Raw genomic sequence first — 11,460 nt, forward strand, 5'->3', positions numbered from 1 at the left:
ATGGTGGCAAGTTTGAAGGTATGGATCGTTACGCAGCAAGAAAGCAAATTGTAAAAGAGTTAGATGAAATGGGCTTACTTGTGAAAGTAGAAGATTATTCTCATAATGTAGGTACTCATGATCGTTGTAACACAACCATAGAACCATTAATCAAGCAGCAGTGGTTTGTTAAGATGGACGAATTAATTAAGCCTGCTATAGAGGCTGTTAAAAATAAGGAAATTGAGTTAGTTCCAGAGCGTATGGAAAAAGTTTATTATAACTGGACTGACAATATTCGTGACTGGTGTATCAGCCGTCAGTTATGGTGGGGACATCGTATTCCAGCTTATTATTGTGATAAGTGTGGTAAGGTTATTGTTTCTAAGACAGCTCCAACTGCTTGTGAGTGTGGACATGACCACTTTACACAGGACCCAGATACTCTTGATACTTGGTTTAGTTCTGCATTATGGCCATTTTCAACCCTTGGCTGGCCTGAAAAAACAGAAGATTTAGAGTATTTCTATCCAACTGATGTCTTAGTAACTGGTTACGACATTATCTTCTTCTGGGTTATCCGTATGATTTTCTCAGGATACGAGCAAATGAACGAAAAGCCATTTAAAACTGTATTATTCCATGGTTTGGTTCGTGACTCTCAAGGTAGAAAGATGAGTAAATCTCTTGGAAATGGTATTGATCCATTAGAGATTATCGAACAGTACGGTGCAGATGCACTTCGATTTATGTTAATCACAGGAAATGCAACTGGTAATGATATGCGTTTCTATATGGAACGTGTGGAATCAGCAAGAAACTTCGCTAATAAAGTATGGAATGCTTCCCGTTTCATCATGATGAATATGCAACAGATGGAAGAAGCAGGAATGGATGCTAAGGTAAATTCTGTGGATATATCTACTCTAACGGATGCTGATAAGTGGATTATTTCAAAGGTAAATACGTTAGCGAAGGATGTAACAGAACATCTTGAAAAGTTCGATCTTGGTATTGCGGCACAGAAAGTTTACGATTTCATATGGGAAGAGTTCTGTGACTGGTATATTGAAATGGTAAAACCAAGATTATATGGTGATGCGAAAGAAACTAAGACAGCAGCAATCTACACGTTAAGAACTGTATTAAATTCTGCACTTAAGTTACTTCATCCTTATATGCCATTTATCACAGAAGAAATCTTCTGTACTTTAAAGGAAATGGAGGGAAGACTCTCTGAGGATGAGTCTATCATGATTTCCAAGTGGCCAGAGTATAAGGAAGAATTTAATTTTGCAAAGGAAGAGGAAGCTGTTGAGATTATCAAGGAGGCAGTAAAGGCAATCCGTAATGCACGTACAGAGATGAATGTACCACCAAGCAGAAAAGCTAAGGTAATCGTAGTTTCTGATAGTGAAAAGGTTAGAGAAGTATTTACTAATAGTAAAGTATTCTTTGCTAGCTTAGGATATGCAAGTGAAATCCTTATCCAAAGTGATAAGAATGGTATTGATTCTGATGCGGTTTCAGTTGTAACTGCAGCAGCAACCATTTATATTCCATTTGCTGACCTTGTTGATATCGAGAAGGAAATTGAACGTCTTAGCAAAGAAAAAGAACGTTTGGCTGGTGAGTTAAAACGTGTTAATGGAATGCTTGCAAATCCAAACTTCGTAAACAAAGCTCCAGAAGCGAAATTAGCAGAGGAGAGAGGGAAGTTAGAGAAGTATACCTCCATGTTAGCTCAAGTAGAGGAGCGATTGGTACATTTTCAGAAATAATTAAAACAAAATAATTTTGAAAGATTATTAGCAGTAATAAATATTGGCATCAGAGTTTTACGAAACATTCGTAAAAACTCTGATGCTTTTTTTTATCTTATCCGATATTTATATTGTAATTATGAATGTACTTAGGGGGTGCTATTCATGAGTGATTGGTCAAGGCCAACCAAAGAATTAATGTACAAGAAGACAAAAGTTGCTCTTCGCAATGATAAAATGGAAGCATATATTACTCTTTATGCTCCAGTAGGTAAAGATCGTTATACAAAAGAGATGATTTATGAAATACTTCGTTTCCATCATGTTATATATGGAATCGACGATGATGTAGTTAACAAGCTTAGCGAAAAACCTTGCTATGGGAAAGAGATACTAATAGCAAAGGGAACAAAGGAGGTCGACGGAAAAGACGGTTATTTTGTTTACTTTTTTGATACTAGAGTTGATAGAAACCCAAGAATCCTAGAAGATGATTCGGTGGATTATTATGCTATGACCAGAATTGTTACAGTTTCTCAGGGAGAAATTATAGTAAGGTATCATAAAGCCATTCAAGGAACCAATGGTATTGATGTATCTGGAAGCATTCGGGTAGGAAAGATAGGTAGAGACCTTCCACCGCTAAAAGGTAAAGGGTTTAAGTTATCGGAGGACAGGCTTATCTATACTGCACTCATTGCGGGAAAAATCGAACTTTCGGGTGATCGCATTATAATAAGTAATGTTCTAGAAATTAGAGAAGATATCGATTATCTGCAAGGTGATATTCTCTTTAAAGGTGATCTGATGATTTATGGAAACATTTCCTCTGGTAAGGTTGTGGAATCAGAAGGCAGTATCGTTGTACGAGGTCATGTGGAAGGTGCAACCTTAAGGGCAGGTAAAGATGTTATTTTAGAAAACGGAATGCAGGGTGCAGGAAAGGGAAGTATAACGTGCGGAGGTTCTATCTCTGGAAAGTTCTTTGAGCATGTGGAGATGAATGCCAGGGTAAATATTACGGCCAATACGATTATGAACTGTACCATGGTTGCAGGGAATGAAATTATCGTAACCGGAAAAAGAGGAATATTGCTTGGAGGCAGTGCCTATGCAGGTAGAAAAATAACTGCATCAACCATTGGTAATTACGCTAATATTAAAACAGAGTTAGTTGTTGGAGTTCGTGAATCTTATCGTAAGAAGTTTTTACTTCTTGAAAAGCAAATTGACGAGTTAAAAGAACGACTTTCACAGGTAGAGGCTGCAATTGCCATGATTACAGAACGCGAGATACCGGATAGCATTAGTCCATACCGTGACCAGAAAATAAGGTTATTAAGAACAAAAATAAACATGAATTCTGAAATCGCGGAGAAAGTAGATGAGTGGAGTGATCTAATGGAATTTATAAAGAGTAGCAAGGATGCAAAAATTGTTGTTCATAAGTTGATATATCCGGGCTGCCTGCTTAAAATTAATTGCTTATCTAAGAGAATAAAAGATGAAATTGTTGCATCTTATGTTCAGAGAAATGGTGATGTGATTGAGATGATTCCTTTCATATAATACGATTGCTGTAATATTTTGCGATGAAAATAGATTGCATTCATGGACAAGTATACTATAATAAAGAAAAAGTGTGAAAATTGCTTTTATTTTCACACTATACCTTGTGTATATTATATCTGCAAGCAGATGTGATATTGCTATAGATAAAAAGTGTAAAAATTACTTTTTTCATACAAATCCCCGTGTATATTACATCTACAACCAGATGTAATACTGCTATAACTAAAAAGTGTAAAAATTGCTTTTTATTTTCACACTAACACTTGATTTTTCGCGTTCTTGTCTGTATGATAGTACTATAATGCAGAAATTGTATTCATTAGATGAAAGTCAATGTTCTATTGAAAAGAGGTATCCTATGATTAATTTTGATGAAGAAATAGCAAAATTTCAGCCGAGTCTTGAAGTAGATCAAGCAGAAGAGGCAATTTTTAATAATGACTTAACGGATATCACAGACATGATAGAATCTATTCTTAATGAGAAAAAAGGATAGAGGATTTTATACGAACGTGACAGAAAGTCATTAACTGGACAAGCAAGAATAGTTGCTGCCAGGAAACAAGCGGACCATGGGGGGAATACGATGAATTGTCCAAAGTGCGGCAATGTGGTCGCAGTTCGAAGAAACAGATGTGAATTTTGTGGTAAAGATTTAACGATAGTAAGAAAAACAGATCGATTATCCAATAGCTATTATAATCGTGGTTTGGAAAAAGCAAAGGTTAGAGACCTAACCGGTGCCATAATCATGTTAAAGAAAAGCTTGGAGATGAATAAGAGAAATACCAATGCTAGAAATCTCCTCGGGCTTGTATTCTTTGAGATGGGAGAGACAGTAGCAGCATTAAGTGAATGGGTTATTAGTAAACATTTTCAGGCAAAAGATAACGATGCCGATGTCTATATTGGTGCAGTACAGGCGAATCCAACAAAATTAGATTCTATGAATCAAGCCATAAAAAAATATAATATTGCATTAGATTCCGCAAAGCAAGGTAGCGATGATCTGGCAATTATTCAATTAAAAAAGGTTATCAATTTAAATCCACACTTTATTCGTGCACTTCAATTATTAGCATTGATTTATATGAAAAATAATGAATTTGAGCGTGCAAGAAGGTGCTTAGCTAAAGCAAATAAGATAGATTTAGCGAATACTACTACATTACGTTACTTAAGCGAGTTAAATCAGTTGGTAAGTGGTGGGGAAACTACCTCTGCGCCATATTGGAGCGATGGAGAGGTAAATTCAGGACCGTTAGGAAAACCATTATCCCCAATCTCATCTTATAAGGAAGAAAAGCCAAATGTTTGGCTCTTTATTAATCTTATCTTAGGTGTTGTCATTGGTGTTTCTGTGCTTTTTTTCTTAATTGTTCCAACCGTGAAGAAAAATGCGCAGAGTGAATATTTGCAGAAACAACGTGATTTTGATAGCGAGCAATTAGTGTATCGTACTAAACTTACTTCTAGTGAAAAAGAAGTGGAAGATTTAAAAGCAAAACTTGCAGAAAAGCAGAAGGAATTAGATAGTATTGATATTCCAGAATACGATAAAACAATGTACGATAGTATTTTAAGTGCTGTATATCGTTATATCGAATTGGACTCAACCAATAATTTAACACCAGAAAATTCGATTGAAGTTGCTGATTTGTTATCGAAAGTGGATCCTTCTAAGATGGAAAACCAAGATGCTGTTAAATTATATGAGATGGTGAAACAGAAGGTATCTCCGATTGCAGCGAAAGAAGTATCTCAGCAAGGAAAAACAGCATTCAATAACAAAGAATACGAGAAAGCGTTAACGCTGCTAACACAAGCTTATTCTTATGGTGATCCAGATGATAATACTCTATATTACTTAGGTAAGACCCAACAAGAGTTAGATCAATACGAGGAAGCAAAAACATATTATAATCAGTTATTAACGGATTTTCCAAATTCTTCGCTGGCTAAATATGCAAAACAACGTTTAAATGATTTACAATAAGTAAGAAACGATTGGCAACAGATTATTTGGTTGCATACAGATAAAAGATTTTAAAAAGACATTTCGAAAAGGAGTGTCTTTTTTTCTGAGTACTAGATGTAAAAAAATTACAAACATGGAAAGGAACGATTTTATGTATGAACTCTAAGGACGAATTTATGTGGTTGGATTATCAAAAAGTAGGTTGTGCGGATTTTCAGATTCGTAATAATACGCTCATTATTCATATGAAGGAGGATTTAGATCACCATAGTGCCATTTTTATCAGGGAACAAGCGGACAAGCTGATTGAACAAAAAAATGTGAAAAATGTTATTTTTGATTTCAGTAAAGTATCATTTATGGACAGTTCCGGTATTGGTGTGATTATGGGACGTTATAAGAAATTACTTCATGTTGGGGGCGGTACTCTTGCTGTAATTGGGGTTTCTGATCGAATTGACCGTATTTTAAAATTATCTGGTTTATATAAGATTATGAACCGTTACCAAGATATGCAGGAGGCATTAAATTGTATGTAATTTTCCAATGTCGAGGGCGTTGTGATAATACTTATGGAGGTGTAAATGAATGGATCAAAACTTACAGAATAAGGAAATGAGGGATGTCATTGAGATGGAATGTGACAATGAGATGGTGTTAGAATTTGATGCTCTTTCAAAAAATGAAAGCTTTGCTCGTACTGTTGTTGCAGCCTTTGCAGCTCAGTTAAATCCAACAATAGAGGAGCTTGCAGATATTAAAACTGCGGTGTCTGAAGCAGTTACCAATTGTATTATCCATGGTTATGATAACAAAAAAGGAAAGATTAAACTTTACTGTGCGATAACAGGTGATGAATTAGCAATAGAAATTTCAGATCATGGGGTTGGTATAGAAAATATACCGCTTGCCATGGAGCCTATGTTTACTTCTCGTCCAGAATTAGAACGTTCCGGAATGGGATTTTCCTTTATGGATGCCTTTATGGATGAGTTAACTGTCAATTCTACAGTTTCAAATGGAACTACAGTCCGTATGAAAAAAAGAATCAGTACTACATAAAATCTTTTGCCGACTTGGTAGAAGGGAGGTCATTTGTGGACACACTGGATTTAATACGTTTGTCTAAACAGGGAGATAAAAAAGCGAGAGACCGTGTAGTAACTGAAAATGTTGGATTGGTTTGGAGCATCGTCCGAAGATTTATGGGACGAGGTCATGAAGCGGAAGATTTATTTCAAATTGGAAGCATTGGGCTTATGAAGGCAATTGATAAATTTGATTTAAGTTATGATGTAAAATTTTCAACCTATGCGGTTCCTATGATAACTGGAGAAATAAAGAGATTTCTTCGAGATGACGGTATGATAAAGGTAAGCAGATCTCTAAAAGAAACTGCTGGGAAGATACGACTTATGAGGGAAACTTTGGAGTCAAAGAATGGAAGAGAACCAACGATTGAGGAAATCGGAGAGGCCTTAGAGCTAGCAAAGGAAGAAGTGGTTATGGCTCTTGAATCAGGTGCTGAGGTAGAGTCACTCTATAAGACAATTTATCAAGGAGATGGCAATGCAATTTTCTTAATTGATAAAATAGAACAAACCGATGATGCAAGCGAAGAAATGATTGATCATATGGCATTAAAAGAAGTGATGGATTCTCTTGAGGAAAAAGAGAAGGATATCATTCGCTTACGTTATTTTAAAGATAAAACTCAGACAGAAATTGCAAAACAGCTTGGGATATCTCAAGTACAAGTATCTAGGTTGGAGAGAAAAATATTAAGAACAATGAGAGAACGTATGCTAGGATAGTTAAGAAGTGTGAGGTTACTATCCGTGTTTTACATTTCTTTGCTAATCTTGGAGATAGTATAAATTAAAATCAAAATTATGTTTAAACATAAGAAGTTATAAGTGATAAGAAAGAATAAACTTTTTTATGGCAAGCAAAGTTTGTAACGTGTATTTTTTAGTTCTGATGATAATTTGTTTACAGTGTATGCGAGACATATTTTTTAAAAGGATTAGAAGTAACTATTTACCAGCATATTATCAATAAAATAAGAGATAATAGTAACAGTTCACTTGGAAAAAGGAGGCTGTTGCAAATCGTGATTGGAATACGATAGAACTTAAAATTTGTTCTGTTGTTATACCTTTTAGCGCGGTTTGCAACAGCCTGTTTTCTTGAACAAGTAAAGTAAAATTCGCTTAGACATCTGGTTAGGAGGAATAGTAATGAAAGCGAAAAAAATATGTGTTATGTCACTAATCGTACTTGCGGTAGTAATCGTTGTTGGGTGCGTATGCTATTATACCAAGAATACAAAACAGGTATTTGAAGGGACATTTATCAGCATAGACAAATTGAATGGAGGTCTTTATGGCAAACGATAAGAATAAGGTTTCGGTATCTCAGGTTGCGAATGAAAAAGATCAGCAGGAACGAGATAAACTTTATAATCAGTATGTGAAACAGGTGACACCAAAGCACAATTGGTTTTCTAACATGTGCAAAGCATTTGTATCTGGTGGTATTATATGCGCAATTGGTCAAGGGTTTATTAATTTTTATTCCTCTTATGGAGCTGAAAAGGAATTAGCAGGCGCTTATACTACAATGTCATTGGTTTTGTTATCGATCATTTTTACCGGGTTTAACTGGTATCAAAAGATCGCTAAATTCGCTGGTGCAGGTATTTTAGTACCGATTACTGGATTTGCTAACTCAGTCGCCGCTCCAGCCATCGAATTTAAGAAAGAGGGACAGGTGTTTGGTATAGGATGTAAGATATTTACGATAGCTGGTCCTGTAATTCTATATGGTATATTCTCTTCCTGGCTATTAGGAGTTGTATACTATATCTTTACAATGTTTCAGAAATAAAATGGTATACAATTTTATAGTGCTGGAATACAGCTGCTATAAAATTGCATAGAAAGAAGGGACAGCCTATGACTCAAACAACAGCCAAACAATCAAAGATGGTTGGGAAACAAAGCATTCAATTTTCAAATCCACCCGCTATTATTGGATGTGCCTCCGTTGCTGGACAAAAAGAGGGTGAGGGACCATTGGGTGCATTTTTTAATGTAATAGAAGAAGATCCTATGTTTGGACAAAACACATGGGAAGAAGCAGAGAGCAAGATGCTAGGAATGGCAGTCGACGTAGCAATTCACAATGCAGGACTAAAAAAATCAGACATACGTTACTTAGTTGGTGGAGACTTGCTGGGACAGTTAATTGCTACTAGCTTTGGTATTGAGAACTTTGAAATACCACTTTTAGGTGTTTATGGTGCATGTTCCACTATGGGAGAATCTATCGTGGTTGCCTCAATGATCATTGATGGTGGATTTGCTGACAGAACTCTAGCAATCACATCAAGCCATTTTGCTGGAGCTGAAAAACAATTCCGATTTCCTCTCGGATATGGAAATCAAAGACCTAAGGCAGCAAGTTGGACAGTAACAGGAAGCGGTGCTGTTATCTTAGGGCATGAGCCAGAAAAAGATAGTGAATTTGCAAAACAATTTTCTCCGGTAATGATTAAAGTAAAGGGTGTTACAATAGGTAAAATCGTCGATTATGGAATAAAAGACTCCTTAAATATGGGCGCTTGCATGGCACCAGCAGCATGTGAAACGATTGCGCAAAATTTAAAGGATTTTAAGATTCAGCCAGACTATTATGATCGTATTATAACCGGTGATCTTGGTATGATTGGTAAGGACATTCTAATCGATTTATTAAAAGAAAAGGGATATGACATAAGTAACAATCATATGGATTGTGGTATCGAAATCTATGATCCAGAGGCTCAGGATACTCATGCTGGTGGTAGTGGTTGCGGTTGTAGTGCGATTACTTTGACAGGATATATTTTGCAAAAGTTAAGAAAACGGGACTGGAACAGGGTCTTATTTGTACCAACTGGTGCACTTCTTTCTACGGTAAGCTACAACGAGGGACAGAGTGTTCCTGGAATTGCACATGCAGTGATGTTGGAATCTTGCTAGAAAGGAGCATATATGGATTATTTAATTTCATTTTTAGTTGGTGGTACAATCTGTGCAATCGTACAAATTGTGATGGACAACACTAAGTTAATGCCTGGACGTATTATGGTTATACTTGTATGCTTGGGAGCATTCTTAGGAGCAATTGGCGTTTATCAGCCATTTGCGGAATGGGCGAAAGCAGGAGCTTCCGTACCTTTACTCGGATTTGGTAGTGTTTTATTCAAAGGAATTAAAGAAGGCGTTGATAAGGAAGGATTTATCGGATTATTTAAAGGAGGGTTTACTTCTTCCGCCGTTGGAATTTCATCAGCACTTATCTTTGGTTATATTGCTTCTTTAATTTTTAATCCAAAGATGAAAGAATAAGAAATATAAGTTCGGTATTTAAAAATGAGTGGAAGACGTTTTCTTAAACGTTTCCACTCGTTTTTATGATTTCATATCAAAATTCTATTTATTACAGTTTGAAATATCTGATTGTTTCAATTATTATGTTTTAAGGCTGATTATCCGTTGGTGGAATAATAAGAACTGGAGGAGGTGTAGTTTGTTCCACCGGTGTCATATCACCTTCATCTGGATTCTCTGGTACAACTGGTGTTTCACTATCATCAACGTCCGTTGTTGGAGCTATAGTACCTTCACTATGAATTGGACAAATGGTTGCGATATCATTTGTTGGTAAGAGATATTTAGTGTCATCGGTTGGATTCATTTCATCTTTAATCAAGTAAACTTTTTCTACTAAGGATTCTAGTGGACAGTAAGGACTTGCAAAATATCCAGATACCTTACAGATACTTACTTTTTGATGAACCGTACAGGTTTGTGTTGGAACGGTTCCCTTAGCAAAATATTCAGTTCTTGTGCAGTCACCGCTCAATGCTTTATCACAAACACCAGCAACTGCTAGTTGACCTGATTTTGTACATATTTTAGCAGTTACAATGGAGTCTGGTTTTACAAATGCTTTGTTCTCTAACTTAAGAGTAGAGTGGATTTCCTCCATAATACTTCGCCATAATACCTTGTGGTAGGATTTTTCCTTCTGTGAGAAAGGATTGTCAAATCCTGTCCAGATAGCGGAAGTATAATAAGGAGTGTATCCAACAAACCATAAATCGTAATCTTTCGTTGAGGTACCAGTCTTACCTGCAATTGGCATGGAGTAATTACGGAATCCGATGCTTGGATATGCAGTACCTCTCTTAATGGTGTCTTCCATTGCATTCGTTAATAACCATGCGGTAGAAGTATAAATTACCTGCTTTGAGCTTGGTTCGTTCGAAAGAATAACTTTACCATTCTGGTCTAGGACCTTGGTGTAATAAATAGGCTCATTATAAACACCGCCATTGGCAATCGCAGCATATCCAGCAGTTAACTCTACGTTTGTTACACCATCTGTAAGTCCACCTAATGCAAGAGAAACACCGATATCAGTTTTTGTTTCACCATTATTCATTACTTTTAACTCAACTAATTGAAATCCAAGACTTGTTAAATAATCAAAACCTTTTCTTGGTGTTACCGCCTCCATAAAACGGCAAGCAACAATATTCATAGAATTATAGATGGCTTCACGCATTGTGCTTAATCCCTTATACTTCTTATTCCAGTTGGTTACAGTATCTTTACTATTAGGATAAGTGTATTCTGAGTCATCCATTACACTTGCTAAAGTATAACGACCAGAATCGAGAGCTGGAAGGAAGGATGCTAGTACCTTAAAGGTAGAACCAACCGAACGCCTGGAGTCCGATGCACGGTTTTTTGTACGGTTAGCAGTCTTAGTACCACGGCCACCATATAAAGCTACAACGTAACCAGTGTGCTGATCCATAATAGTCATTGAGGTCTGAGGCTGTATGGTAATTTGTTTATCCTCAACATATTCCTGATTTTCTTTTACCTTAGAATTACGGAATTCTTCAATTTTTGCTTCCATATCTTCCTTACTATATCCTAAGGAGTTGATACCCACCTTTGGGGTATAAGGCTCATGATAGTAAAGTCCCTCAGTATCCTTAAAATCCTTAAAATACTCAAGTAAATCATTTAAGTGATAGTGAGTAGCATTATTCTCGTCATCGTATACAGACAAGTTATATTTCATCTCATAATAAGAACCTTCCCCAAT

12 protein-coding genes are annotated in these 11,460 nt (G+C 36.2%); 11 read left to right on the forward strand and 1 reads right to left on the reverse strand.

Translation table 11 applies throughout. The annotated features are described in order from the left end of the window. From RTP52_RS18765 to RTP52_RS18815, 11 genes are all read left to right on the forward strand, one after another. Window positions 1-1,760: valine--tRNA ligase (locus RTP52_RS18765; RefSeq protein ID WP_312372897.1), on the forward strand; the 1,760-nt coding region annotated here is incomplete at its 5' end. A gap of 147 nt (window positions 1,761-1,907) precedes the next feature. Further along, entirely contained in the window at window positions 1,908-3,311 is a 1,404-nt protein-coding gene (locus RTP52_RS18770; RefSeq protein ID WP_312105352.1) for a DUF342 domain-containing protein, read from the forward strand. A 361-nt stretch (window positions 3,312-3,672) separates the two neighbouring features. After that, a complete protein-coding gene (locus RTP52_RS18775) occupies window positions 3,673-3,810 on the forward strand; it encodes a hypothetical protein (RefSeq protein WP_012198505.1) in 138 nt (45 codons plus the stop codon). Between the two features lie 90 nt (window positions 3,811-3,900). Continuing rightward, entirely contained in the window at window positions 3,901-5,310 is a 1,410-nt protein-coding gene (locus RTP52_RS18780; protein ID WP_312105356.1) for a tetratricopeptide repeat protein, read from the forward strand. 158 nt (window positions 5,311-5,468) lie between these two features. Then, complete coding sequence (gene spoIIAA, locus RTP52_RS18785; protein ID WP_312372898.1) at window positions 5,469-5,831, forward strand: anti-sigma F factor antagonist; 363 nt, start codon at window positions 5,469-5,471, stop codon at window positions 5,829-5,831. 94 nt (window positions 5,832-5,925) lie between these two features. Then, window positions 5,926-6,354: an anti-sigma F factor gene (gene spoIIAB / locus RTP52_RS18790; protein ID WP_442913545.1), complete on the forward strand. Its 429-nt coding sequence runs from the start codon at window positions 5,926-5,928 to the stop codon at window positions 6,352-6,354. Between the two features lie 35 nt (window positions 6,355-6,389). Beyond that, complete coding sequence (sigF, locus tag RTP52_RS18795) at window positions 6,390-7,106, forward strand: RNA polymerase sporulation sigma factor SigF (protein WP_312107081.1); 717 nt, start codon at window positions 6,390-6,392, stop codon at window positions 7,104-7,106. Between the two features lie 426 nt (window positions 7,107-7,532). Next, window positions 7,533-7,691 (forward strand): hypothetical protein, encoded by a 159-nt coding sequence (locus tag RTP52_RS18800; RefSeq protein WP_312107080.1) that lies wholly within the window; start codon window positions 7,533-7,535, stop codon window positions 7,689-7,691. Further along, a complete protein-coding gene (spoVAC, locus tag RTP52_RS18805; RefSeq protein WP_312107079.1) occupies window positions 7,678-8,181 on the forward strand; it encodes a stage V sporulation protein AC in 504 nt (167 codons plus the stop codon). The genes RTP52_RS18800 and spoVAC overlap by 14 nt, the downstream gene beginning before the upstream one ends. A 68-nt stretch (window positions 8,182-8,249) precedes the next feature. Further along, window positions 8,250-9,317 carry a stage V sporulation protein AD gene (spoVAD, locus tag RTP52_RS18810; protein ID WP_312107078.1) on the forward strand — a complete coding sequence of 356 codons (1,068 nt, stop codon included), beginning with the start codon at window positions 8,250-8,252 and terminating at the stop codon, window positions 9,315-9,317. A 12-nt stretch (window positions 9,318-9,329) separates the two neighbouring features. Continuing rightward, the gene (locus RTP52_RS18815) at window positions 9,330-9,686 is read left to right on the forward strand and encodes a SpoVA/SpoVAEb family sporulation membrane protein (protein WP_312107077.1); all 357 of its coding nucleotides are present in this window, start codon (window positions 9,330-9,332) and stop codon (window positions 9,684-9,686) included. 130 nt (window positions 9,687-9,816) lie between these two features. Here the strand turns inward: RTP52_RS18815 and RTP52_RS18820 are convergent. Continuing rightward, on the reverse strand, window positions 9,817-11,460 hold a 1,644-nt coding region (locus tag RTP52_RS18820; RefSeq protein WP_312372899.1), incomplete at its 5' end, for a transglycosylase domain-containing protein.

The sequence above is a fragment of the Lachnoclostridium sp. genome, from assembly GCF_031997925.1.
GTDB lineage: Bacteria > Bacillota > Clostridia > Lachnospirales > Lachnospiraceae > Lachnoclostridium.